The sequence below is a fragment of the Pseudomonas sp. 1928-m genome (assembly GCF_029269135.1).
GTDB lineage: Bacteria > Pseudomonadota > Gammaproteobacteria > Pseudomonadales > Pseudomonadaceae > Aquipseudomonas.
On the sequence record NZ_JARIXO010000001.1, the window covers coordinates 1,689,482 to 1,712,948 of the forward strand.

At 61.2% G+C, this 23,467-nt stretch carries 22 protein-coding genes; 7 read left to right on the forward strand and 15 right to left on the reverse strand.

Annotated elements, in window-relative coordinates:
- Nucleotides 1–46 precede the first annotated feature (46 nt).
- Nucleotides 47–826 (forward strand): ferredoxin-NADP reductase, encoded by a 780-nt coding sequence (gene fpr / locus P3C18_RS07610; RefSeq protein WP_275961222.1) that lies wholly within the window; start codon nt 47–49, stop codon nt 824–826.
- A gap of 48 nt (nt 827–874) precedes the next feature.
- Here the strand turns inward: fpr and P3C18_RS07615 are convergent, their stop codons facing one another.
- From P3C18_RS07615 to P3C18_RS07665, 11 genes are all read right to left on the reverse strand, one after another.
- The gene (locus P3C18_RS07615; protein WP_275961223.1) at nt 875–2,209 is read right to left on the reverse strand and encodes a GGDEF domain-containing protein; all 1,335 of its coding nucleotides are present in this window, start codon (nt 2,207–2,209) and stop codon (nt 875–877) included.
- Nucleotides 2,210–2,401: 192 nt separating this feature from the next.
- On the reverse strand, nt 2,402–2,815 hold the full coding sequence (locus P3C18_RS07620; RefSeq protein ID WP_275961224.1) for a VOC family protein: 414 nt from the start codon (nt 2,813–2,815) through the stop codon (nt 2,402–2,404).
- 93 nt (nt 2,816–2,908) lie between these two features.
- Nucleotides 2,909–3,604 carry a tRNA (N6-threonylcarbamoyladenosine(37)-N6)-methyltransferase TrmO gene (gene tsaA, locus P3C18_RS07625; RefSeq protein WP_275961605.1) on the reverse strand — a complete coding sequence of 232 codons (696 nt, stop codon included), beginning with the start codon at nt 3,602–3,604 and terminating at the stop codon, nt 2,909–2,911.
- Between the two features lie 150 nt (nt 3,605–3,754).
- Nucleotides 3,755–4,525 carry an SDR family oxidoreductase gene (locus tag P3C18_RS07630; RefSeq protein ID WP_275961225.1) on the reverse strand — a complete coding sequence of 257 codons (771 nt, stop codon included), beginning with the start codon at nt 4,523–4,525 and terminating at the stop codon, nt 3,755–3,757.
- A 256-nt stretch (nt 4,526–4,781) separates the two neighbouring features.
- On the reverse strand, nt 4,782–5,243 hold the full coding sequence (locus P3C18_RS07635) for a DUF1456 family protein (protein WP_275961226.1): 462 nt from the start codon (nt 5,241–5,243) through the stop codon (nt 4,782–4,784).
- Between the two features lie 48 nt (nt 5,244–5,291).
- The gene (locus P3C18_RS07640; protein ID WP_275961227.1) at nt 5,292–6,002 is read right to left on the reverse strand and encodes an rRNA pseudouridine synthase; all 711 of its coding nucleotides are present in this window, start codon (nt 6,000–6,002) and stop codon (nt 5,292–5,294) included.
- 223 nt (nt 6,003–6,225) lie between these two features.
- Nucleotides 6,226–6,927, reverse strand: a complete 702-nt coding sequence (locus P3C18_RS07645; protein WP_090248318.1) for an ABC transporter ATP-binding protein — start codon at nt 6,925–6,927, stop codon at nt 6,226–6,228.
- Nucleotides 6,927–7,694 carry a high-affinity branched-chain amino acid ABC transporter ATP-binding protein LivG gene (gene livG / locus P3C18_RS07650; RefSeq protein WP_275961228.1) on the reverse strand — a complete coding sequence of 256 codons (768 nt, stop codon included), beginning with the start codon at nt 7,692–7,694 and terminating at the stop codon, nt 6,927–6,929. The genes P3C18_RS07645 and livG overlap by 1 nt, the downstream gene beginning before the upstream one ends.
- Nucleotides 7,691–8,947, reverse strand: a complete 1,257-nt coding sequence (locus P3C18_RS07655; protein WP_275961606.1) for a high-affinity branched-chain amino acid ABC transporter permease LivM — start codon at nt 8,945–8,947, stop codon at nt 7,691–7,693. The genes livG and P3C18_RS07655 overlap by 4 nt, the downstream gene beginning before the upstream one ends.
- An 8-nt stretch (nt 8,948–8,955) precedes the next feature.
- Nucleotides 8,956–9,879 carry a high-affinity branched-chain amino acid ABC transporter permease LivH gene (gene livH, locus P3C18_RS07660; protein WP_275961229.1) on the reverse strand — a complete coding sequence of 308 codons (924 nt, stop codon included), beginning with the start codon at nt 9,877–9,879 and terminating at the stop codon, nt 8,956–8,958.
- A gap of 117 nt (nt 9,880–9,996) precedes the next feature.
- The gene (locus P3C18_RS07665) at nt 9,997–11,118 is read right to left on the reverse strand and encodes a branched-chain amino acid ABC transporter substrate-binding protein (RefSeq protein ID WP_275961230.1); all 1,122 of its coding nucleotides are present in this window, start codon (nt 11,116–11,118) and stop codon (nt 9,997–9,999) included.
- 309 nt (nt 11,119–11,427) lie between these two features.
- Here P3C18_RS07665 and P3C18_RS07670 point away from each other — a divergent pair, with 309 nt between their 5' ends.
- The 4 genes from P3C18_RS07670 (at nt 11,428) to P3C18_RS07685 (ending at nt 13,959) form a co-directional block, all read left to right on the forward strand.
- Nucleotides 11,428–11,745: a DUF2288 domain-containing protein gene (locus P3C18_RS07670; protein WP_275961231.1), complete on the forward strand. Its 318-nt coding sequence runs from the start codon at nt 11,428–11,430 to the stop codon at nt 11,743–11,745.
- A gap of 75 nt (nt 11,746–11,820) precedes the next feature.
- Nucleotides 11,821–12,189, forward strand: coding sequence for a DUF5064 family protein (locus P3C18_RS07675; protein WP_275961232.1), 369 nt, complete (start codon nt 11,821–11,823; stop codon nt 12,187–12,189).
- Between the two features lie 85 nt (nt 12,190–12,274).
- Nucleotides 12,275–13,180 (forward strand): NAD(P)-dependent oxidoreductase, encoded by a 906-nt coding sequence (locus tag P3C18_RS07680; protein WP_275961233.1) that lies wholly within the window; start codon nt 12,275–12,277, stop codon nt 13,178–13,180.
- Complete coding sequence (locus tag P3C18_RS07685; protein ID WP_275961234.1) at nt 13,177–13,959, forward strand: TIM barrel protein; 783 nt, start codon at nt 13,177–13,179, stop codon at nt 13,957–13,959. Before P3C18_RS07680 ends, P3C18_RS07685 begins: the two co-directional genes overlap by 4 nt.
- A gap of 47 nt (nt 13,960–14,006) precedes the next feature.
- On the opposite strand, the gene P3C18_RS07690 is transcribed toward P3C18_RS07685, so the two are convergent.
- Nucleotides 14,007–16,094, reverse strand: a complete 2,088-nt coding sequence (locus tag P3C18_RS07690) for a hypothetical protein (RefSeq protein ID WP_275961607.1) — start codon at nt 16,092–16,094, stop codon at nt 14,007–14,009.
- Between the two features lie 421 nt (nt 16,095–16,515).
- Here P3C18_RS07690 and P3C18_RS07695 point away from each other — a divergent pair, with 421 nt between their 5' ends.
- Nucleotides 16,516–17,847 carry an MFS transporter gene (locus tag P3C18_RS07695; protein WP_275961235.1) on the forward strand — a complete coding sequence of 444 codons (1,332 nt, stop codon included), beginning with the start codon at nt 16,516–16,518 and terminating at the stop codon, nt 17,845–17,847.
- 109 nt (nt 17,848–17,956) lie between these two features.
- A complete protein-coding gene (locus tag P3C18_RS07700) occupies nt 17,957–19,915 on the forward strand; it encodes an HD family phosphohydrolase (RefSeq protein WP_275961236.1) in 1,959 nt (652 codons plus the stop codon).
- 257 nt (nt 19,916–20,172) lie between these two features.
- Here P3C18_RS07700 and P3C18_RS07705 read toward each other — a convergent pair whose 3' ends face one another.
- The 3 genes from P3C18_RS07705 to P3C18_RS07715 are packed head-to-tail and all read right to left on the reverse strand — an operon-like array spanning nt 20,173 to nt 23,424.
- The gene (locus P3C18_RS07705) at nt 20,173–21,060 is read right to left on the reverse strand and encodes a M48 family metalloprotease (protein ID WP_275961237.1); all 888 of its coding nucleotides are present in this window, start codon (nt 21,058–21,060) and stop codon (nt 20,173–20,175) included.
- A 20-nt stretch (nt 21,061–21,080) separates the two neighbouring features.
- Nucleotides 21,081–21,584, reverse strand: a complete 504-nt coding sequence (locus tag P3C18_RS07710) for an SH3 domain-containing protein (protein ID WP_275961238.1) — start codon at nt 21,582–21,584, stop codon at nt 21,081–21,083.
- On the reverse strand, nt 21,577–23,424 hold the full coding sequence (locus P3C18_RS07715) for an adenylate/guanylate cyclase domain-containing protein (RefSeq protein ID WP_275961239.1): 1,848 nt from the start codon (nt 23,422–23,424) through the stop codon (nt 21,577–21,579). The genes P3C18_RS07710 and P3C18_RS07715 overlap by 8 nt, the downstream gene beginning before the upstream one ends.
- Nucleotides 23,425–23,467: the final 43 nt, after the last annotated feature.

The window sequence follows — 23,467 nt, forward strand, 5'->3', positions numbered from 1 at the left end:
CGCACAGGCGCGTAGCTGATATTCCATTCTTCGGAGCCCCCGGCACATGAGCAACCTTAACTCCGAGCGCATTCTCAGCGTTCATCACTGGAACGACACGCTGTTCAGCTTCAAGTGCACCCGTGACCCGGGTCTGCGCTTCGAGAATGGCCAGTTCGTGATGATCGGCCTGCAGCAGGAGACTGGCCGCCCACTGATGCGCGCCTACTCGATCGCCAGCCCGAACTGGGAAGAGCATCTGGAGTTCTTCAGCATCAAGGTGCCGGATGGCCCGCTGACCTCGCAGCTGCAGCACCTCAAGGAAGGCGACGAGGTGATCATCAGCAAGAAGCCCACCGGCACCCTGGTGCTGGATGACCTCAACCCTGGTAAGCACCTGTACCTGCTCAGCACCGGCACTGGCCTGGCGCCGTTTATGAGCGTGATTCAGGACCCGGAAACCTACGAGCGTTTCGAGAAGGTGATTCTGGTTCACGGCGTGCGCTATGTGAACGAAGTGGCCTACCGCGAATTTATCACCGAGCACCTGCCGAAGAATGAGTTCTTCGGCGATGCGCTGAAGAACAAGCTGATCTACTACCCGACGGTGACCCGCGAGCCGTTCGAGAACCAAGGCCGTCTGACTGACCTGATGCGCAGCGGCAAGCTGTTCGAGGATATCGGCCTGCCGCCGATCAATCCGCAGGACGACCGCGCGATGATCTGCGGCAGCCCGAGCATGCTCGATGAAACCAGCGAAGTGCTCAACGAGTTCGGCCTGAAGATCTCCCCGCGTATGCGTGAGCCCGGTGATTACCTGATCGAGCGCGCCTTCGTCGAGAAGTAAGCCTGCTGCAGTGAAAAACCCGCCGACTGGCGGGTTTTTTATGCGCGTTTATTCCAGTTCAAGGGCACTGTGCGCGCGGTTGCCGCCTTTCTGCTTGGCGCGGTACATAGCGTTGTCGGCATGCTGCAGCAACTGCTGGGCATCCTGGGCGTGCTGTGGATACAGGGCGATACCGATGCTCGGCAGAATGGTCTGGCTCTGCCCGCACAGCTCGAAGGGCTGATTGAGACTCTGGCGAATTTTTTCCGCCACCACGCTGGCGTGGTCGGCCGAGTGGAAGTCTTCCAGCAGCACAACGAATTCATCACCGGCAAAGCGCGCCACGGTATCGGCCTCGCGCAGGCACAGCTGGATACGCTGGGCGACGCCTTGCAGCAGCTGATCGCCAGCGGCGTGGCCGAGGTTGTCATTGACCTGCTTGAACTTGTCCAGATCGAGAAACAGCAGCGCCACCTGCGATTGCTCGCGGCGCGCGCGGGCCAGGGCCGTGTGTAGGCGGTCGCGCAGCAGTTCGCGGTTGGGCAGCTGGGTGAGCTGGTCGTACTGCGCCATAAACTGCAGGCGGCTGAGCATCTGCTGACGCTCGATGGCGGTGGCCACCTGGGTCGAGACAAATTGCAACAACTCCTGATCACGCTCGCTGTAGCGCGTGGAGGCGCTGCTTTGCACCAGCAGCGCGCCGATAATTCCACGGTGCGAGCGCAGCGGTACGCCGAGCCAGCTATGTGGCGTTGCAGTTTGTGCCTGGCCGGCGTTGGGCAGCAGCAGGGTGTTGCCGCTGCGAATCACCTGGGCACTCAGCGTGGCGGCATTCAGTGGCGTATCGGCAGTCGTTGCCGGCGGTTGTTCGGCGGGGTAGGGGAAGCTCAGCTCGTCGTTCTGTTCATCGTACAGCGCCACGGAAAAGCTGATGGTCGGCAACAGTTCGCCAATGATCTGGTGCACCTGCTGAAACAGCCCGAGCAGGTCCTTGGCCGAATGGGCCGCTTCGGAAATGCCGTATAACGCGGTCTGCAGGGCTTCGCTGCGTTTGCGCTCGGTGATGTCGTGGGCGACGGCGATGCGCACCTGATCATCCTCGGACCAGCGCGCGGACCAGAGGATATGCACGGTGCTGCCATCCTTGCGCAGGTAGCGGTTCTCGAAGTTCGGTTTATGCTCGCCGGCCATCACTTCCTTGGCGGCCTGCAGGGTTTTCGCGCGGTCTTCGGGATGCACCATTTCGATCATCACTTGGCCGATCATCTCGTCTGCGCTGTAGCCGAAAATCCGCTGGCAGGCGGCGCTGACAAAAACGAAGCGTCCGCGTTTGTCGACCACGCAGATGGCGTCGAGCAGCAGATCGACAAGGTTTTCGGTCGGCGCGTAGGTGCTGGCTTTCATGCGCTCACAGTGTGTCGATACGTGATGACGGTTTATCGGGCCGCCTACTGGCGATTTGGCAGTATGGCCCTGCACTCACCATACCCCAAGGCGTCGAACAGTGAACGCCTGTTTACCGTCAGCAGGGCTCTGCCGAGCACTGCTGACGGTATTTACTCAGTGTAGAACGCCGTTTCGACGCAGTAGTGCCCGTTATTGCACGTGACTGAAGCGCTGTCCGGAGACGGCCGGATGGTAGATCGGCTGCACCTTGTTGCCGGCGGGGTCGAGTAGGTGGAAGCTGTGCGCGCCGTCGCCATGGGCAAACGGGCGGTCGAGCAGGGTCACGCCTTGTGCCTTGAAGTAGGCATGCCAGGCGTGCAGCTCGTCGATGCTGTCGACGATAAAACCATAGTGGTCCACCGCCTGCTCGCCGCTGCTGGGTACAGAAGCGCGACCGAGGGACAGGTTGTCGTTACCGCAAGTCAGGTAGACCAGATCTTCATTGGCGCGGTGCAGCACCTGCATGCCGAGAATATCCACATAGAAGCGTTCGCAGGCTTCCAGGTTAGGGACCAGCAGGGCGATATGGCGTAAACCGTTGAGGCGACCGGGGCGTTCGAGCATGGTGAGCGTCCTATTTTGTATACATTTACCTGGTAAATATAAGACAAAATTGCTGCTCAGCCTATCTGCGCGAACGGGGTGAAGCGAACTAGATCAGCCGGCGGGCACGACTTCCAGCACGCAAATGCTGCCGGGCTGCGGGTAGTGCCAGTGCACCTCGACATCCCAGAAACGCACGCCATAACGGCGCTCGGGACTGGGTTGCTGGTAGGCCGGGCGGGGGTCCTGGGCCAAACATTGTTCGATCAACTCGACCAGCGGTTCATTCAGGCGCAGCCCATGTTCGTTTGCCTGGATCAGTGCGCTGTCCTGCCAGGTCACTTCGATCAGCGCCGGCGCGCTGTCGGCAATGCGGTTGTAGGCGCCGACGACGCTGTCGGCATAGGGCACGTAGGGTTTGATATCCAGCACCGGAGTGCCGTCGAGTAGGTCGATGCCGGACAGCCACAGTTTGCCGGCTTCGACCTTGTCCAGCTTGACCACCGACTGGCCAATGCCATTGGGCCGGTGGGTGGCGCGGGTGCTGAATACGCCGACCGACTGATTGCCGCCCAGGCGCGGCGGGCGCACCTTAAGTCGTGGTTTGTCTTCCAGCGCCTGGTGAAACAGAAACAGCAGCCAGACATGGCTGACTTGCTCCAACCCCTGCACCGCATCGCCGTTATCGAAGGGCGCGATCAGCTCCAGTACGCCACGGGCCGCCGGGGCCAATTGCGGCTGACGGGGAATGGCGAACTTCTCCTTGAAGCAGGAGCGGACAAAGCCGATGGGGGAAACGGAGTAGGACATGGCGGCGTGATCGAGTGAAAACGCCGCCATAGTACCTGACTCGTGCCGCGTCACAGACCGTTTGCCGCCGTTGTGTAGGAGCCGGCCATGCCGGCGATTCGCACGCATGGCGTGCTCCTACAGGTGCGTGACAGTTGCGGCCAGGTGCCCCTAGAGGTGAAAACCGCCGTCTATGGGGATGATGGTGCCGGTCATATAAGCGCCGGCGGTGCTCGCCAGGCTAATCGCCAGGGCGGCCATTTCTTCTTCACGGCCCCAGCGCTGCATCGGGATCAGCGCGCAGTCTTCGGCCATGGCGGCCGCGTCCTGGGCGATAAACTGGGTCATCTTGCTCGGGAAGCGCCCCGGCGCGATCACGTTGACGTTGATATGTTGGCCGACCAGTTCACGGGCGAGCATGCGCGACAGCTGATGCAGCGCCGCCTTGCTCGGGCCATAGGCATAGGCGTCTTCGCCGTGGGAGGTGATGCCGGCGACCGAGCCGATATTGATCACCCGCGCCGGGTTCGCCGCATTGCCGGCCTTGCGCAGCAGCGGCAGCAATTGCTGGATGCAGCTGAACACCGAGGTCACGTTGAGTTGCATGACCTTTTCCCAGCCCTTGGCCGGATAGCTTTCCAGCGGCGCGCCCCAGGTGGTGCCGGCGTTATTGACCAGAATATCCAGGCTGTCGATCGTGCCGGCCAGCTGCTCGGCCAATACCTGCACGCCTTCTTCGCTGGCCAGGTTGGCAGCGATGCCGTGGCAGCTGCCAAAGGCCGATAGTTCGGCCGCAGTTTGCGCGCAGGCTTCGTCATTACGGGCGCACACGTAGACCGTGGCGCCAGCTTCGACAAAGGCTTTGGCGATCATCTTGCCGATGCCGCGGGTGCCGCCGGTAACCAGTGCGGTGCGGCCTTGCAGGCTGAAGTAAGGGTGCATGGCGAGTCCTTTTAACGGATGAGTGCCACTACCCTAATCATCTGACCGCGCCATGGCAGTCATCATTGCCTGTGGAAATAGGCTGCCATGCGGGCAGGCATGGCAGCGCGGACTTAGAATCTGTTTACGATCTCGCGAGCTAGAGCCAGACAAGGCAAAAACAGCCGAGGAAGCGGAGTTTACGAACTGTAAATGAGCATTCCGAGGCTGTTTTTAACGCCGGATGGCCGACGCGCAGCAGATCGTAAATAGGTTCTTAGCCGCGAACGCGCAAGGTCAGACCCTTGAGGAAGTTGCGCAGAAACTGATCGCCGCAGGTGCGGTAGTTGCTGTGGCCGAATTTGCGGAACAGCGCACTCATCTCCGGCTTGGACACCGGGCAGTCAACGCTCTGCATGATCGCGTGCATATCGTCTTCCTTCAGCTCGAAGGCCACGCGCAGTTTCTTCAGCACCATGTTGTTGGTGATCGGCAGCTCGAACGGCTGAGCCGGGCGGCTGTCGTCCTTGCCGCGCTTGAAGTACACCAGGCCATCGAGAAAATGCGCCATCAGCTCGTCGTCGCAGGGTGTAAAGCCTTCTTCGTCTTCCTTCTTGAGCATGGCGGCGAGGTCGTCGAGGGCGACCTGCTTGCCGCTGAGCTGGATGATTTCGGCAATCTGCGCGTCGCTGATGTCGAGGGTGTAGCGCAGGCTGCGCAGTACGTCGTTATTAAGCATGGGGTGGTCCTGAAATGGGCTGATGCACAATACGCATCAGCTAAAAAATTAGAAGCGTTCTTTGCCGGCCAGGTAGCGCCACTGGCCTGCGGGGACCTTGGCCATGGGCACGCCGCCGATGCGGATGCGCTTCATGCCCAGCACCTTGAGGTCGACGCTGTTGCACATAAACACGATCTGTCCGGGCAGCGGGTTCTTCAGGGCAAAGCGCAGGCGGGTTTCGTTCTGCCAGCTGACCTTGCAGGGTGGCAATGCCACGCCGTTGAAGGTCAGGCCTTGAGCCAGGCGTTTGAGCTGGCTGGCACTCAAGGTGCCGACGACTTCGACCACATATTCCTGTTCCAGTTTGCTCAGGTCTTCCTTGAGCTTGCGCTCGATGCGCCAATCCTGGGTCAGTACATGCAGGCCATCGGCACCGGCTTGCAGCGGTGCACAGCTGATCAGTCGAGCGAAATGGCCTTTCAGCGGGCGAATTCCTGAGCCGTCTTCCGGCCAGTGGCTGGCTGAGCTGATGCCTTCCACTGCGCGTTCAGGGTTGTGGCCGTTGGGTACATTGAGCAGCAGAGTGACCGGCTCGATCGGGGCCAGGACTGCATTGGGCAGCAGCTCCACGCGCTGTTCGGCGACCTTGAACTGCGGCTCTTCTACGACCACGCCATCCACTGTGACCCAGCCGCCTTCGATATAGAGTTCGGCCTCGCGGCGCGAACAGCCAATCACTTCGATCAGGCGTTTGGACAGGCGAATGGGGTCGGTCATAAAAACGGTCATCGGTAAAAAAAGGGCCGCCATTGTAACCGGACAGGCCTCCGCTGCACGGAACATCGGGCGAGCGGTGTTGATAAAAGTATCTGTCGGCTGTGCAGCGGGGCGTAGGATGGGTGGTAACCCATCAATCGCAGCGATGGGTTATCACCCATCCTACTTTTCAGCGGATTATAAAAAACCGCTCCGAAGAGCGGTTTTTTCAGCGAGGTAGCGCTTAGCCGCCGAGGTAGGCGTCGCGCACCTTTGGATCGTTCAGCAGTTGTTCACCGCTGCCTTGCATGACGATCCGGCCGTTCTCCAGTACATAGCCACGATCGGCCAGCTTGAGCGCCTGGTTGGCGTTCTGCTCGACCAGGAACACCGTCACGCCGTCCTTGCGCAGCTGTTCGATGATGTCGAAGATCTGCTGGATGATGATCGGCGCCAGGCCCAGCGAAGGCTCGTCGAGCAGCAGCAGCTTGGGCTTGCTCATCAGCGCGCGGCCGATGGCGAGCATCTGCTGCTCACCGCCGGACATAGTGCCGGCGCGCTGGGCAAAGCGTTCCTTGAGGCGCGGGAACAGGTGCAGGACCTTGTCCAGCTGCTCCTGATTGTCGGCTTTGCTGCCGAAGAAGCCGCCCATCACCAGGTTTTCTTCCACGGTTAGGCGGGAGAACACCCGACGACCTTCCGGCACCACAGCAATGCTCTTGCGCATGATGCTCGGGGTGTCCTGACCGATCAGCTCTTCACCCTGGTAGCGGATGCTGCCGCTGCTCGCCTGAGGCGAGCCGCAGAGGGTCATCAGCAGGGTCGATTTACCGGCACCGTTGGCGCCGATCAGGGTGACGATCTCACCCTGACGGACTTCGACGTTGACGTCATGCAGCGCCTGGATCTTGCCGTAGAAGGTGGAAACGTTCTCGAAATACAGCATCACGCTTCCCCCAGGTAGGCTTTGATCACGTCCGGGTTGGCGCGGATCTGCTCCGGCGTACCGTCCGCCAGGGGCGTGCCCTGGTTGATCACATAGATGTGGTCGGAAATGCTCATGACCAGTTTCATGTCGTGCTCGATCAGCAGCACGGTGACATTGTGCTGGTCACTGAGTACGCGGATCAGCGCCTTGAGGTCATCGGTTTCGCGTGGGTTGAGGCCGGCGGCTGGCTCGTCGAGCATCAGGATGCTCGGGCGGGTCATCATGCAGCGGGCGATTTCCAGGCGGCGTTGCTGACCGTAGGCCAGGGTGCCGGCCGTGCGGTTGGCGAACTCGGTCAGGTTGACCTGATCCAGCCAGTGCGCGGCGAATTCCATGGCTTCGCGTTCGCTTTTGCGAAACGCCGGGGTCTTCAGCAGGCCCGCCAGGTAGTTGGTATTGAGGTGGCGGTGCTGAGCCACCAGCAGGTTTTCCACCGCGGTCATGTCTTTGAACAGGCGCACGTTCTGGAACGTGCGCACCACGCCTTTGCGCGCGATCTTGTGGCCAGGCAGGCCTTCGATCTGTTCACCGTTGAGGCGGATGCTGCCGCTGGTGGGCTGATAGAAGCCGGTCAGGCAGTTGAATACGGTGGTCTTGCCGGCGCCGTTCGGGCCGATCATCGACACCACTTGTTTTTCCGCGACCTGCAGGTTCACCCCGTTGACGGCCAGCAGGCCGCCGAAGCGCATGGACAGGCCGCTTACTTCTAGAATCGGGCGGCTCATTGCTTCAGCTCCAGGTGCGGACGTTGCATGGGCAGCAGGCCCTGCGGACGCCAGATCATCATCAATACCATCAGGGCGCCGAACATCAGCATGCGGTATTCGTTGAATTCACGCGCCAGCTCCGGCAGCAGAATCATCACGATGGCCGCCAGAATGATGCCCAGCTGCGAGCCCATACCGCCCAGTACCACGATGGCGAGGATGATCGCCGACTCGATAAAGGTGAACGACTGTGGGCTGACCAAGCCTTGGCGCGCGGCAAAGAAGCTGCCAGCGAAACCGGCGAAGCAGGCGCCGATGGTAAAGGCCGAGAGCTTGATCGCGGTTGGGTTCATGCCCAGGGCGCGGCAGGCAATTTCGTCTTCACGCAGCGCTTCCCACGCACGGCCGATTGGCATGCGCAGCAGGCGGTTGATCACGAACAGGGTCAACAGCACCAGCAGCAGGGCGATCAGGTAAAGGAAAATCACCTTGTTGATCGAGTTGTAAGCCACCCCGAAGTACTCGTGGAAGGTCTGCATGCCTTCGGCGGCCTTGCGGTCGAACGACAGGCCGAACAGCGTTGGCTTGGGGATCGAGCCGATGCCGTTGGGGCCACCGGTCAGCCAGGTCATGTTGTTCAGCAGGATGCGGATGATCTCGCCAAAACCCAGGGTGACGATGGCCAGGTAGTCGCCGCGCAAACGCAGCACCGGGAAACCCAGGATAAAGCCGAAGAACGCCGCCATCAGGCCGGCAATCGGCAGGCAGATCCAGAAGCTCAGGCCGAAGTAGAACGACAGCAGCGCGTAGCTGTAAGCGCCTACGGCGTAGAAGGCCACGTAGCCGAGGTCGAGCAGGCCGGCCAGACCGACCACGATGTTCAGGCCGAGGCCGAGCATCACGTAGATCAGGATCAGCGTGGCGATATCCACCGCACCGCGCGAGCCGAAGAACGGCCAGGCCAGCGCAACGACGATCAGGCCAAGAACAATCCAGCGCTGGGTCGAAGGCAGGGTGAGGAACTCGCTGGCTTTGCCCGGCATGCTCGGCAGCTTGGGCGCGTGGCTCCAGGCGGCGCTCAGGTGGTTGCGGAACAGTTGCCAGAAGAACATGGCAATCGAGCAGCCGAAGATGGTCCACAGTACGGCCGGGCTGGCGCCTTGCACTTCGAGCTTGATGCCGACCGTGGAGAGTTTGAGGCCCAGCACCGGGTAGGCCACGGCCAACACCAACAGGGCGCTGAAGATCGCGGTCTTGAGGTTTTTGCTGATGGAGGTACTCATACTTTTTCAACCTCCGGACGGCCAAGGATACCGGTCGGGCGGAACAGCAGCACCAGTACCAACAGGCTGAAGGCCACCACGTCCTTGTATTGGTCGCCGAAGATATCGGCGCCAAAGGCTTCGGCCACGCCTAACAGCAGGCCACCGAGTACCGCGCCGGGGATACTGCCGATACCGCCGAGTACCGCTGCGGTGAAGGCCTTGATCCCGGCGAGGAAGCCCAGGTGCGGGTTGATCACACCGTATTGCATGCCCAGCAGCACAGCCGCTACGGCCGCCAGCGCAGCGCCGATGACGAAGGTCAGGGCGATGATGTTGTTGGTGTTGATGCCCAGCAGGTTGGCCATCTTCAGGTCTTCGGCGCAGGCGCGGCAGGCGCGGCCCAGGCGAGAGCGGGAGATAAACAGCGTCAGGCCGACCATGACAAAGAAGGTGACGACGAAAATCAGCACCTGCATGTAGGAAATCACCACGCCATTCATGGCGCTTTCACCAAAGATGAAGTTGCCTGGCAGCAGGTTGGGAATCGATTTGTCTTTAGAGTCCTGGGAGAGGAGTACCCAGTTTTGCAGGAAGATCGACATGCCGATGGCGGAAATCAGCGGGATCAGACGGTTGCCGCCGCGCAGAGGGCGGTAGGCGACCCGTTCGATGCTGTAGCCATAGGCACTGGCGACAATGATGCTGGCAGCAAAAGCCGCAATCATCACGATGGGTAAACTGTCCAGGCCATACATGGCCAAGCCGGCGACCACGATGAAGGCTACGTACGAGCCAATCATGTAAACCTCGCCATGGGCGAAGTTGATCATGCCGATAATGCCGTAAACCATGGTGTAGCCGATGGCAATCAAGGCATAGGTGCTGCCAACGGTCAGGCCGTTAACCAGCTGTTGCAGGTAGTGATAAAGATCAGGCATTGCCTAACTCCTGGGTTGTCACGCAAGGCAGCGCTTATGGCGCAGCGTGCAGCCGGAATTCTTCTAATAAACAAAACCCACTGCCGAAGCAGTGGGTTTTGGGTTCAGGCTAAGAGCTTACTTGGCTTCGGACTTGGTGCCGTCCTGGTGCCATTCGTAGACGACGAAGCTGAAGTCTTTCAGGTCGCCCTTCTCGTCGAAGGCCAGGTTGCCAGTTGGGGTGTCGAAGCTGTTGGCACGCAGGGCTGCGGCCACTTTAGCGGTGTCGGTACCGCCAGCCTTGGTGATGCCTTCGGCGATCACTTGTACCGCGGCGTAAGCCGGGAACACGAACGGACCGCTGGAGTCTTCATTTTTGGCTTTGAACGCATCAACCAGTGCCTGGTTGCGTGGGTCCTGGTCGAACGACTTCGGCAGGGTAACCAGCAGGCCTTCGGAAGCTGGACCGGCGATAGCCGAGATTTCCTTGTTGCCTACGCCTTCAGGGCCCATGAACTTGGCGCTCAGACCTTTTTCAGCCGACTGACGCAGCAGCAGGCCCAGCTCTGGGTGGTAGCCACCGTAGTAGATGAAGTCCACACCGGCTTGCTTGAGCTTGGCGATCATCGCGGAGAAGTCCTTGTCGCCGGCGTTAATGCCTTCGAACATCACCACTTTGGTGCCTTTGCTTTCCAGGGTCTGCTTGACCGCGGTAGCAATGCCTTCACCGTACTGCTGCTTGTCGTGGATCACGGCAACGGCTTTCGGCTTGACGTGGTCAGCGATAAAGTTGCCGGCGGTTGGGCCTTGCAGGCTGTCCAGACCGATGGTGCGGAACACCAGCTCGTAACCGCGAGCGGTGATGTCAGGGCTGGTGGACGCTGCGGTGACCATCAGGATGCCTTCGTCTTCGTAGATGTCGGACGCTGGCTGAGTGGAGCTGGAGCAGAGGTGGCCAACCACGAACTTAACTTCGTCGTTGACGATCTTGTTGGCTACGGCAACGGCTTGCTTCGGATCGCAGGCGTCGTCATACACCACGCCTTCGAGCATTGCGCCGTTCACCCCGCCGGCCTTGTTGATCTGCTCGATAGCCATCTTGGCACCGATGAACTGCATTTCACCGTATTGCGCGACGGCGCCGGTGACTGGGCCTGCCAGGCCAATTTTGATGGTGTCAGCCGCTACCGAGTAGCTGGCAACGCCAGCCATGGCCATGGCGGCAAACAGTTTGGAAATCTGCTTAGTAGCCTTGTTCATAGTGCTCCACTCTTATTGGTTTTGATTGTTGTAGTTCTGGCGGCCAAAGCTGCAGAACCGGGTTGTTTCCCCGGTCATCCCCCCGGCAACTGTACCGGTGCAGTGTAGAGCGCGGCTTTGCGGCTTGAAAAGCGGCTTGCTGGGGGCAAAACCCTGGGGTGTCGCTTTAACGCAATAAACGTATAGAAAAACGGCGTGTCTTGATCGCCGTTGGCAACGTCGCGAACAGCGTTGCGAATTTGCCAGCGGGCTGGGCGACGCTATCATGGCGGCCGATTAAAAAAGCGGCCATCCATGACAGGGCAATCCATGACAGAACAACCTAGCACCCTCTATGCCAAGCTGCTTGGTGAAACTGCAGCTATTACCTGGCAGGAGCTGCAACCTTTCTTCGCCCGTGGCGCCTTGCTGCTGGTCGACGGCACCCAGGATCTGATCGAAGTGGCGCAGGCCGTGGCGCAGAACGACCAGGACAAAGTCGCTGCCTGGCTGGCTGCCGGGCTCTTGAGCAAGGCTGACGACAGCCGCGCCGAAGACCTGCTAAACCGCGATCCAGAGCTGTGGGCGGTGGTTGTAGCGCCCTGGGTGCTGGCGCAGGAACGCACTGTGCGCGCGCCGCTGCACTGATCTGGCGCGTGCACCGTGGGCCATCCTGAGTAACTATGCTGGCAGCATCACAGACTGATTGCAGGAGCTGCCAGCATGTTTCAACCCGGACATTTGCATCGCGCCAATACCTTGGCCACGGCCGAGGCGCCGCTGTTCAGCGTCGACCTCCATTACGAAGTACGCCAGGACCCGACCGAAGGCCCGATGTTGCATATGCGTATGCAAGGGCAGGTGGACGGCAAGGCGTTTGAAGAGGTCTTCGAGCTGCACCGCGATACCGCCTACAACTTCGCCAGTGTGGCCACGCGCCTGGCACACAAGCATGGCCTGCCGACCAACAGCAGCCTGATCATGCGCAGCCATGCCGAGTACGACCTGATGTTCGAAGATATTCGCGCCAAGCTCGGCGCGCACAGCGGCGAGCCGGTCAATCTCGATCATCTGGAAAAAGACGGTCTGTAGGTCTGGCGTTCGGGCGTTGACTGGCGGGACAGGTTCTGCTGCCGCTAGGTTAAGATGGCGGCCATCAATGAGTCGGAGTCTGCCTATGTCCACCTCCCTTCCTGCTTTGGCCTTTGCTGGTATTGGCCTGATGGGGCTGCCCATGACCCAGCGCCTGTTGGCCGCTGGCTATCCGCTGAGCGTATGGAATCGCTCCCCTGATAAGTGCGCGCCACTGCAGGCGTTGGGTGCGCAAGCGGTGGCCAGCCCGGCGCAGCTCTGTGCTCAGGCCGATATCGTCATGCTTTGCCTGGCCAACACCGAGGTCGTGCGCGAAGTGGTGTTTGGCCCTGGCGGGATTGTGGAAACGGGCAAACCTGGCCAACTGCTGGTGGATTTCTCCAGCCTGGAGCCGGCCGCTACCCGCGATATGGCTGCTGAGTTGCACGCCCGCTGCGGCATGCACTGGGTCGATGCGCCGGTCTCCGGCGGTACACCGGGCGCGGCCAATGGAACATTGGCGATCATGGCCGGTGGCCGGGTTGAGGATGTCGAACGGGTTAGGCCGATTCTTGCCCATCTGGGGCAACGCCTGACGCGTATGGGCGATGTCGGCGCGGGTCAGGTAACCAAGGTGTGCAACCAGATGATCGTCGCCTGTAACGCTTTGGTAATCGCCGAAGTGGTGGCGCTGGCCGAGCAGGCCGGGGTTGATGCCAGCCTGATCGCGCCAGCGCTGGCCGGCGGTTTCGCCGACTCCAAGCCGCTGCAGATTCTTGCGCCGCAGATGGCCGAGAGCCAGTTTGAACCGGTCAAATGGCATGTGCGCACCCTGCTCAAGGATCTCGATACGGCAGTCAAACTGTCGCAGCAAGTCGGCTCGGCCACGCCGCTCAGTGGCCTGGCCGCGCAACTGATGCGTCAGCATGGCAGCCAGGGCAATCAGGAGCGGGACCCGGCGACCCTGGTGCAGCTGTACCGGGCGCCACAGTCTCAAGAGTCACAGCTATGAAGATCGCGGCCAACCTGTCGTTGTTGTTTACCGAGTTACCGCTACGTGAGCGGGTAGTGGCTGCCGCCGCTGCCGGTTTTGATGGCGTGGAAATCCAGTTTCCCTACGAGCTGCCGGCCATTGCCCTGAAAGAGGCGCTGGACGCTGCCGGGATGCCGCTGCGCCTGATCAACCTGCCAGCCGGTGACTTGATGAGTGGCGGCGCCGGCCTGGCCGCCGTGCCTGCGCGGCAGGGCGAGTTTGCTGCCGCGCTGCAGCAGACGTTGAGCTATGCCGCCATGGTGCGGCCAGCGCTGGTCAATGTGCTGCCGGGGCGCTTGGCCGAGGGTGTAGAGCCTGAACAGGCAATGGCCTGTTTGATCGACAACCTACGCAAGACCGCCGAGGCCTTTCAGTTATTGGGTATCGGTGTGGTGGTGGAGGCGATCAACCCGCTGGATATGCCAGACTTTCTGATCAACACCCCGACGCAACTGGATGCGCTACTCAAAGCCGTGGCCCACCCCAATCTGACTGCGCAGTACGACCTCTACCATATGGCGCGGCAGGGCCTGGATATGCCGGCCGGTATCGCCTTGTTGGCCGGGCTTATCGGCCATGTGCAGTTTGCCGATTACCCTGGGCGCGGCGCGCCAGGCACAGGCGAGCTGCAGTTTGCGCCGCTGCTGACGGCTTTGCGTGACAGTGGTTATCAGGGCTGGCTGGCGGCGGAATACCGACCAGGAGAGGCGGGCACCCAGGCCAGCCTGGGCTGGCTGAGTGAGTGGCGCGGGGTCTGAGGCGCCAGCTGCAACCCGATTGACCTCGGGTTGCAGCTGGCAGTGGCTTACTCGGGCTTGTCTTCGGCGTACTTGTTGAGCGAGATAACCCGGGTCTTGCCGATTCGGTGCCGGTAGATCTCGCGCAGGTACTTGATCGCCTTTTTCACGCTTTCACGGGACAGGCGGATGTCGTTGATCGAGACGAACTTGTCCTGATCGTGGATCAGCTCGCGGTACTTCTTCTCGTACATCGGTTTGATCGCATACCAGTTGGTGTCGAGGATCTTCGCCGGGTTTTCGTATTCGTTGAGCATGGCGTCGACCCGCACTTCGTCGAACTCGTCGCTCATGATGAAATCGAGAATGGCGTTGTCCAGGCTTTCATCGAAGCGGTGCGGGTCGCGGGCGAAGCAGCGCTTGATAAAGGCCACGATCAGCGTCAGGAAGTCGTCCGACAGGCACGGGCTTTTGGCGATCAGGGTGGTCAGCGACAGGTTAGCCGAGGCGCCGATCACCAGGGCATAGCGCTTCAGTGTGGTGTTGGGGAACAGGCTGTTGAGGTGGGTCTTCAGCCGGTTCAGGTCCATATAGGACAGCTTGTAGTCTTTCGGCAGCGAGACGATCGACACCACCGAGGAGCAGTTCTTGAAGAAGTGCAGGTCGCTGAGTTTGGCGGCGTTGTAGTCGGACTTCTTGTACTCATCCAGCGCTTCGCGATAACGCTTGGACTCTATGGGCAGCAGGCTGATGCCCTCAATGGCCTGGGTGACCTTGTTGAAGTGCGGCAGGTCGATGGAGCGGAAGAACAGGTCGTCGATATTCAGCCGCGACGGCTCCTTGTCCAGCACGCGGAACTTGTCCAGCGCTGCGGCGCTTTGCTCAGGCACCACCGATTCGGCATACGCCACGGCCACCGGGCCGGCCAGGCTCATAAACAGGTCGTTGGCGTCCAGGCGGATGGTTTCGCCAATGTCGATGCCGGCGCGGCGGAAGTAGTTCTGGTCGTAGTCGGTGGTCACCGCCTGGGCGGTGAGGATGTTGAAGATCTGCTGTGAGATGTACTGGTTGGCGTGGCGCTCCATGGCGTTGACGTCGATGTTCTGGATATTGCCGTCATCGCTTTCTTCGGCGTAACGCATGATGTCGTTGGAGATCAGCATCATCGCGTTCCATGGGCGGATGCGGCGCATCACGCTTTCTTCGCTGTTCTCTTCATTATCGAAGTTGTAGGAGAAGTCCCATTCCTCGGCGAGGTACTTGCACAGCAGGCGGCCGGCGTTGATATGCAGGGCCTCGGACATCTCGCTGCGCTGGTCGGAGATGTTCGGCAGGATGCAGATACCGCTGGTGAAAATCGGCTCGAAGACGAAGCTGTGGTCGCGGTTCTCCGGGCTTTCGTCGAAGTTCTTGGTGTCGAAGGTCTTGCTCATGTAGGCGAACTGCTGGGCCAGGCCGAACTCCGAAGCCATGCCCGAGCCGGTGCCGCCGCCGGCGCTGAAGATATAGAAGTACAGGCGCGACTGGTTGGCCTTGATGCCGCAGGAGTCGATCAGGTAGCTGTGAATAAACTTCCAGTCTTCGTTGGTAAAACGCTGGGTGTCCTTGTTGAGGATGATCTTGGCCAGGTATTGGCCGAGGATCGGCGCGTTACCGGCGCCGCCCGCATGCACCTCGGAGAGGTCCATGATCTTCATCTTGCTGTAGTCGCTGAGGAAGCCGCTGGTTTCGCCTTTGCGCGAGAAGCGGATGCGCCCCTCGATGTCCTTGTCCAGGTCGCCGAGCATCACCAGCGGCTCGATCAGAAATACCGGCTTGCTGTCCTTGCTAGGCGCGCGCAACAGGTTGCTGCGAATCCAGCGTGTGGGGCGGAAATCCTGTTCGGCAACGGTTTTTTCTTCGTTGTTGAATTCGCTCAGGTAGAACTGCCGGGCGTTGTAGACCAGGGAAGCGACATCCAGGGCGATGTTCGAGCCGCAGCGGCCGAGGCCGATCAGGCAGACGGAGGGGAAGTGCTGCACCCGCCGTTCGTTGTCGTCATCCTGCGGCGCTGGGGGGAACACCAGGCTGCGCAGGCCGTCTAGGTTATCGAGGATGCGATCAATGTCGCGCTCGGTGAAATACATGTATTGCTCGCCGCTGCTGTCCAGCCGCATGGGGGGCTTGAGCGGGGAGGGGCGCTCGAGCGGGGCGAGCAGGGTATCAGCCAGGTCAGCCAGGGTGGCTTCGGTCGCGGGGGTGGTCACAGCGTCTTTTTTTGTTTTCATTTAGAGACAGTCCGGCGGCTAACGAGGGTGGAGAGGCAAATGGCCACATTTCACTCAGCAAGCTTGTTTGTAGCATGAAAAATGAAAAATCTCGCTGTTTCGCCTGGTTTTACTGAGGCATATCCGGAGTTTTTCCGATGCGCTTTGTGACCTGGGTGCTTGCCCGGACGCCCATTACCCGGCATACACGCAACAAATAGTCACAGACAGCATAGTCGCAAGGCTCTAGATTGCGCCTGCACATGCTGGATACGGCGGTTGGCCATGCGCCACCGACCTGCTTCGATAACAACAAATAGAGATGGATTCCATGCAGCAGCAGTCCCTACAAGCGGCGAATGCCTGGCGCATTCTGTTCCTGCTTTTTCTCGCCAACCTGTTCAACTTCTTCGACCGCACCATCCCGGCGATCATCATTGAGCCCATCCGCATGGAGTGGAACCTCAGTGACTTGCAGCTGGGTTTGATCGGTACCGCCTTTACCATCGTTTATGCGATTGCCGGCATTCCGCTGGGGCGCATGGCCGATACTGGCGCGCGACGCAAGATCATGGGCTGGGGCCTGGCAGCCTGGAGCGGCCTGACCGCGGTCAACGGCCTGGCCTGGAACTTCTGGAGCTTTTTGCTGATTCGCATGGGCGTCGGCATTGGTGAGGCCAGCTACGCGCCGGCAGCCAACTCGCTGATTGGCGATCTGTTCCCGGCACACAAGCGTGCGCGGGCCATGGGCATCTTTATGCTCGGCCTGCCGATTGGCCTGCTGCTGGCCTTCTTCACCATCGGTGCGATGGTCAAGGCCTTCGACAGCTGGCGCGCACCGTTCTTTATCGCGGCGGTGCCGGGGCTGATCCTCGCGCTGTTTATGTTCTTTATCAAAGAACCCAAGCGCGGTGCGGCCGAACTGGTGCAGTCGCGCACCACCCCGGTGGAAAAACCGCTGCGCAAGGTGCTGGCGATCCGCACTTTCTGGTGGTTGGTGATGGCCGGCCTGGCCTTCAACTTCGCCACCTATGCCTGCAACTCGTTTATGGTGCCGATGCTGCAACGCTACTTCCTGATGCCGCTGGAGCAGGCGGCGATGGCCACCGGGGTAATCGTCGGCTTGACCGGCCTGGTTGGCCTGACCCTGGGCGGTTGGCTGGCGGACAAGATCCACCAGCGCTGGCAGACCGGGCGCCTGCTGTTTGCCGCCCTGAGCATGCTGATTGCCTCCGTGGCCACGGGCTACGCCCTGCTGGCCGGACGGATTGAAATCGCTGTGTTTGTGGCGCTGTTCAGCATTGGCTGGCTGTTTGCCTACAATTTTTACACCTGCGTCTATACCGCGATTCAGGATGTGATCGAACCGCGTCTGCGTGCCACCGCCATGGCGCTGTTCTTCGCCGGCCTGTACCTGCTCGGCGGCGGCCTTGGCCCATTGGCGGTGGGCATGCTCTCGGATCACTACTCCCATGCGGCGATGCTCGCGGCCGGGGCCAGTGAAATGAACGAGACCTTCAAGGCCGTTGGCCTGCACAACGCCATGTACCTGATTCCGGTGGCCTTGCTGCTGACCATGCTGGCACTGCTGCAAGCTTCACGCTGTTTCGTCGCCGATGCCGCGAAAATGCAGCAAGGCATGCAGCTGCAGCCCGCTAGCTAAGCCATTTCGTCAGGTTATCCGGCATGCGCCGGACGGCCGGGCAGCGGCTAAATCCTGTGCAATACTCAGTCGCACTGCTGTCACGCAACTGCGACTGAGGACAACCACCATGGGCACTTCCCGCCTTGTGCTGGGCCACAGCAATGCGCTTGGCGCGCATCCCCTGTGCAACGTATTGGCCCAGTGTCCGCTGAGCTTGCAGGCGATTGACGCGCCTGACGAGCTGCCGGATGAACTGGCGCTGGTGCTGCTTGACGAACACCTTCTGGCACTGCGGCCCTTGGCCGATTGGTTGGAGTGTGGCGCGATTCTGGTGGGTTGCATGGATCAGCCTGGCGTCCTGCCATTACCGCCGCATGCCAGTGCCGAGGAATTGTCGGCGCTGCTGCGTTTTGCCGGCGAGCAGTACAGCCTGCGCCATCAGACCGAGCAACTGGCCGCCGCCCTGGCGGGCAAGCATGATGACCTGAGCAAACTGGTGGACGTAGGTCTGGCGTTGTCGGCCGAGCGTGATCTGGACCGTTTGCTGGAAAAAATCCTTATCGAAGGGCGGCGTTTGTCCAACAGCGACGCCGCCTCACTGTTTCTGGTCAGCCGCCGCCCCGATGCGCCAGCGCAGCTGATCTTCAAGCTGACGCAGAATGGCACGCTCAGCCAGAACAGCTTTCAGGACCAGCGCATGCCGCTGAGCAAGGCCTCGATTGCCGGCTACGTGGCGCTGACCAGTACCGAGCTGAATATCGAAGACGTGTATGCGATTACCGCCGATGCGCCGTACCGCTTCAACCGCTCCTTCGACCTGCAGATGGGCTATCGCACCATGTCGATCCTGGCGATTCCCATGCGCAACCATCGCCATGAAGTGGTCGGCGTGCTGGAATTTATCAACTGCCAGCGTAAAGGCAGCGAGCAGCTGGAACCTGAGCTGATTGCCTTCGACGAAGAAACCGCCGTGTCATTGCGTGCACTGGCCAGCCAGGCAGCTGTGGCCATTGAGAATCGCCAGCTGCTGGATGACATCAGCCGGTTGTTCGACGGCTTCGTGCAGGCCTCGGTGTTTGCCATCGAACAGCGCGACCCGACTACCAGCGGCCACTCCTTCCGGGTCGCCGAGCTGTGCCTGACCCTGGCCAATCAGTTGCCCCATGCGCCGGAGGCCCGCTTGCGTGAGCAGGCACTTAGCAGCGATGGCCTGCGCGAGCTGCGCTACGCCGCGCTGCTGCATGATTTCGGTAAGGTCGGGGTGCGCGAGCATGTGCTGGTCAAGGCCAAGAAGCTTCCCGAACAAGTACTGGAAAACCTGCGATATCGCGTCGCTCTGGCCCAGGAAAACCTGCGCAACCAGACTCTGCGCAAGATGCTGCATGCCTATCGGCATCAAGGTGGCTTGAGTGATGAGCGGCGCCTGCAGCTGGACGCCGAGCTGGCCTATGAATGCGAACGCCTTGAGCGCTACCTGAACAATATCGTTCAGGCCAACGAGCCGAGCATGCTCAGTGAGGGCGATTTTCAGCACCTGCAGGAAGTGCAGGGCGAGTTGGTCAAGGCGCCCGGCAATTGCCTGGTCAGCCTGCTCAGCGAGGGCGAATTCAGCGCCCTGGCGGTGCGCAAAGGCAGCCTGACCACGGCCGAGCGCGAAGAAATCGAGCGGCATGTGGTGCACACCCAGCAGTTTCTCAGCCTGATCCCCTGGACGCCGGACCTACAGGGCGTGCCGCATATCGCCGGCGCACACCATGAAAAACTCGATGGCAGCGGCTATCCCAAAGGCCTGATCGGCGATGCGATTCCCTGCGCTTCGCGGATCATGACCATCTGCGATATCTACGATGCTTTGACTGCGGCAGATCGCCCCTACAAACCGGCAATGCCGCTGGAACGGGCGCTGGATATTCTCAAGAGCGAGGCGCAGAGCGGTTTGCTCGACGCCGAGCTGGTGCAGCTGTTTATCGCCAGCCGCTGCTTCCAGGTCACGGGTGCGCCGGGCTCGCACACCACTGCACCGTTTAGCCATCATGTGTGTGATTACGAGCCGTCGTGCAACCTTGAACATCCCCACTCGCATTGAGAACCTGCTTTGGATCTGCTGCGCGTCGGCGATACTGCGTTAAAAACAGGCTCGGCAAGCCACTTGTGGCTAACGCGCTTTAGCGCGGCCCGAAAGGCGAGTGAAACGAGTAATGCTCGTTCACAACAGTAAACTCGCGTGCGAGCCCAGTCCGCTTCCTCGCCTGCCTTGACCAGCCGAAGGCTGTTACTAACGTAGCGCCTTGTCTCGCTTTAGCTCGCGAGATCCAAAACAGGTTCTGAAATGGCTGTCTGCCTCTACCGTTTGCTTCTAAGCGCCTGCTGATAGCGGGCATCCAGGCTCTGGGTCGGGCCGCTGGCGGTCTTCTCGATATACAGATAGACCGGCTGCAGGCGTTGCAGGCGGTCGTCGATGCCTGGGTGCACCTTGAGAAAGCTGCTTAGCGCCGCGTCGTTCTGCCGGGTGGTGCCGAGGGTCTGCAGCACACCGGCCAGGCCGTAGGCGTCATAGCCGGCGCGGGTGGCGATTACCGCGCCCATGGCATCGGCTTCGTATTCATCGCCACGGTCCAGGCCGCGGCTGTAGAGGTCGCTGACGCTGCGGCTAAAACGGTCGGTCAGTTCGCCGGCTTTGCTGCCACCTTTGTCGGCGGCGCCGGCTTGCACGGCGAGGGTGGCGAGGTCAGTCAGCAAACCGGTTTGCGCCTGCTGCTGAATGGCCTTGAGGTGATGTTGCTGCACCACGTGGGCCACTTCATGGGCCAGCACGCCGGCCAGTTCGGCTTCGCTGTTCATTCGCGTCAGCATGCCGCTGGTGATAAACACGTAACCGCCAGGGGCGGCGTAGGCGGCCACTTGCGGGCTGTCGAGCACGACGAAACGCCAGGGCAGGTCGGGGCGCTCGCTGTGCTGGGCGACCCACAGGCCGACACGGTTGACGTAGGCCTGCAGCGGCGGGTTGTTCAGCACCGCCGCCTTGCTTAGCAGGATGGTGGCAGTGTTCTGCCCAATCACCCGCTCTTCATCGACGCTTTTCTGGCCCATGTTGGTCAGGTGCTGGCCGGCGCTGGACAGCTTGCCCAGGTCGACGCCTTGAATCTGCACGCCTTCCAGACCCTGGCATGCGCTGAGGCTGACGATCAGGCCGAGCAGGCTGGCGCACTTGAGTAATGTGGCTGTTTGCATGTCGCTCTCCTCTCGGCGTGTTAGCGGGCGTAGGGCAGGTTCTGGCTGCGCAGGCCGCCTTGCTGGGCGAAGCTGCGCGCCTCGCTCGGGCTGGCGGCGAAGGCATCCAGGCTCTGTACGCTGGCCGAGGTGTTGGCACTGCCGCTGCGCAGTTCTTCATCGCTGATGCCGCGAATCCCGGTGGCCACGCCGCTGGCGGGGGAGGCCTGGTTGCCGAGCTTGAGCAGGCTGCCCAGGTCATTGCTGCGGCTGGCTTGGGCATCCTTGGCGAAGCGCAGGCTGAGCAATGGCAGCCAGCCGCGCTGGCCGCTTGAGGTTTCCACCTGATACCAGCCGCCCTGGCGTTCCAGCACCAGTACCTGCGCCTGTTTGCCGACCTGGCCGACACTGGCGGCCGAGGCGCTGGGTTCTGCGCGCAGGGGGCTGTCCTGGAGGGTCTGTGCCTGGCGTACTTCGGCCAGCGCCGAGAAGCCGTAGAAGCTGAATATCAGCGCCGCAAGGGCACTGCAGAGGCCTTTATTCATCATGTCTCCTTCGCGGTTCGTAGAGCATTACGGCTTCGGCGCGACCTTTTACCTGGTGCTCGCCCTGGGGCACGAAGTCCAGATCGAGCGTGCAGGACTCACGGGTGGCGGCTGAAATCAGCAGATGGGCACGGCCCTTGGTCAGCCCTTCGATGCGGCTGGCCAGGTTCACCGTGTCGCCTATTGCAGTGTAGTCATAGCGCTGCTTTGCGCCGACCAGGCCGACGACCGCTGGTCCCGTGTGCAGGCCGATGCCGATGTCGAAATCCGGGCAGTTGTAGTCGCGGCGAAAGGCGTCGAGGTTATCGAGCATTTCCATGGCCGCCAGAATGGCTTGGTCGGCTTGCTGCGGGTTGTCCAGCGGCGCACCCCAGAAGGCCATGATGGCGTCGCCGATAAACTTGTCGAGGGTCGCCTGGTGTTTGAACAGCACCTCCACCTGACTGCTGAAATAGCCTTCGAGCAGGTGCACGATTTCGCTTGGGGTGTGCTGCTCGGAGAGCGTGGTGAAGCTGCGGATATCGGAAAACAGCACAGTCAGCTGGCACTCCTTGCTCGCCAGCAGGGCTTCCGGGTCGTCACGCGACACCAGTTGGTTGACCACCACGGGGTCCATAAAACGGCTGAATAGGCGAATGGTGTCCTGCAATTGCTGGCGCCGGCGTAGGTAGAACAACGCCAGTGCGGCGGCCAGCAACAGCCACAGGCAGATCAGCCCCGGTAGCACGCCAAGCAGCATGCCGCGCAACGCCAGCCAGTAGCTGCCGGCAAACAGCGCCAGGCTGCCGAACAGGCACAGGGCAAAGGCCGCCGGCAGCTGTTCGCGCAACAGCAAAAGGCTCAGGCCGAGCAATAGCAGCAGCGGGCCGAGCAACTCCAGCCAGCTGTCCGCTTCACGCAACTGGCTGTTGTTGAGCAGGTTGTCGATGGCCGTCATCAGGATAAATGGTGCCGGATAAAGAGTGTCCAGCGGGGTGGGGCGCAGGTCGTGCAGGCCGGCGGCTGTTGTACCGATAACGATGATGCGGTCCTTGAACAGCTCGGCTGCCAGCGGCTCGCCCTGGTTGCGCGCCGCTGCCAGCACCGCGGCATAAGGCAGGCGTGGGTAGGGCAGGCGGCTGGTGCCGGGCCAGTCCAGCAGCAGGTTCTGTTGCTGCGGCAAGCTGCCGGTCAGGTCATGCACGATACGCGCGGGCATGCTGGGCAGGCGCCAGTCGGCAAAGCTGCGGTACAGCTCATAGCGCCGACCGATGCCGTCGGCATCCGGGCGAAAGTTGATGCTACCCAGGCGCCACAGCTCGCTGGGGAACGCGTTGGGCAGTAGCAACAAGCCGCGCTGATCGTCGGCGCCGCGTTGCCCAGGGGCTTGCCAGGTGGAGGCGGGATAGTCGCGCAGCAGTGGCGGCTGGCTGCCTTCGTCGGCTTGCTGGACCAGAGCGGCGAGGTAGGTGTTGGCGCTGCGTTGCAGCACTTCGGCAAAATAGCTGTCGGCGTCCGGGTTGAACTGGTCGGGCTCGCTGAACAGGATGTCGAAGGCTACAGCCTTGGGCTGTTGGCTGAGCAGGTACTCCAGCAGTTCGCCATGCAGCGAGCGCGGCCATGGCCATTTACCGGCTTCACCAGCCAGCACTTGCAGGCTCAGGTCGTCGATATCAATCAGCAGCAGGCGCGGGTCGGGCGTCTGTTCGGCGGCGCGCTGGCGGATCAGCCAGTCGAGATGGGCGTTGTTTAACCCGTTTAGCGCGGGCCACAGATGCAGCAGGGGAAGCAGAAGCAGCGCCAGCAGGCAGAGCCCGCCGAGGCTGTGGCGAAACCGGCGCGAGGCGGCGCGTGCAGGCACTGTGAGCTCCTGTGGGCTGGAGTGACAGAAGTGATGCTTCTGA

Excerpts from the sequence above, each read along its gene's own strand:
- P3C18_RS07680 (WP_275961233.1), top strand. The coding sequence starts at position 12,275 with ATGTCCACCTCCCTTCCTGCTTTGGCCTTTGCTGGTATTGGCCTGATG.
- tsaA (WP_275961605.1), bottom strand. The coding sequence starts at position 3,604 with ATGTCCTACTCCGTTTCCCCCATCGGCTTTGTCCGCTCCTGCTTCAAG.
- P3C18_RS07710 (WP_275961238.1), bottom strand. The coding sequence starts at position 21,584 with ATGAATAAAGGCCTCTGCAGTGCCCTTGCGGCGCTGATATTCAGCTTC.
- P3C18_RS07705 (WP_275961237.1), bottom strand. The coding sequence starts at position 21,060 with ATGCAAACAGCCACATTACTCAAGTGCGCCAGCCTGCTCGGCCTGATC.
- P3C18_RS07685 (WP_275961234.1), top strand. The coding sequence starts at position 13,177 with ATGAAGATCGCGGCCAACCTGTCGTTGTTGTTTACCGAGTTACCGCTA.
- P3C18_RS07640 (WP_275961227.1), bottom strand. The coding sequence starts at position 6,002 with ATGACCGACCCCATTCGCCTGTCCAAACGCCTGATCGAAGTGATTGGC.
- P3C18_RS07615 (WP_275961223.1), bottom strand. The coding sequence starts at position 2,209 with ATGAAAGCCAGCACCTACGCGCCGACCGAAAACCTTGTCGATCTGCTG.
- livH (WP_275961229.1), bottom strand. The coding sequence starts at position 9,879 with ATGCCTGATCTTTATCACTACCTGCAACAGCTGGTTAACGGCCTGACC.
- P3C18_RS07690 (WP_275961607.1), bottom strand. The coding sequence starts at position 16,094 with ATGCGGCTGGACAGCAGCGGCGAGCAATACATGTATTTCACCGAGCGC.
- fpr (WP_275961222.1), top strand. The coding sequence starts at position 47 with ATGAGCAACCTTAACTCCGAGCGCATTCTCAGCGTTCATCACTGGAAC.
- livG (WP_275961228.1), bottom strand. The coding sequence starts at position 7,694 with ATGAGCCGCCCGATTCTAGAAGTAAGCGGCCTGTCCATGCGCTTCGGC.
- P3C18_RS07645 (WP_090248318.1), bottom strand. The coding sequence starts at position 6,927 with ATGCTGTATTTCGAGAACGTTTCCACCTTCTACGGCAAGATCCAGGCG.
- P3C18_RS07665 (WP_275961230.1), bottom strand. The coding sequence starts at position 11,118 with ATGAACAAGGCTACTAAGCAGATTTCCAAACTGTTTGCCGCCATGGCC.
- P3C18_RS07620 (WP_275961224.1), bottom strand. The coding sequence starts at position 2,815 with ATGCTCGAACGCCCCGGTCGCCTCAACGGTTTACGCCATATCGCCCTG.
- P3C18_RS07700 (WP_275961236.1), top strand. The coding sequence starts at position 17,957 with ATGGGCACTTCCCGCCTTGTGCTGGGCCACAGCAATGCGCTTGGCGCG.
- P3C18_RS07635 (WP_275961226.1), bottom strand. The coding sequence starts at position 5,243 with ATGCTTAATAACGACGTACTGCGCAGCCTGCGCTACACCCTCGACATC.
- P3C18_RS07675 (WP_275961232.1), top strand. The coding sequence starts at position 11,821 with ATGTTTCAACCCGGACATTTGCATCGCGCCAATACCTTGGCCACGGCC.
- P3C18_RS07630 (WP_275961225.1), bottom strand. The coding sequence starts at position 4,525 with ATGCACCCTTACTTCAGCCTGCAAGGCCGCACCGCACTGGTTACCGGC.
- P3C18_RS07670 (WP_275961231.1), top strand. The coding sequence starts at position 11,428 with ATGACAGAACAACCTAGCACCCTCTATGCCAAGCTGCTTGGTGAAACT.
- P3C18_RS07695 (WP_275961235.1), top strand. The coding sequence starts at position 16,516 with ATGCAGCAGCAGTCCCTACAAGCGGCGAATGCCTGGCGCATTCTGTTC.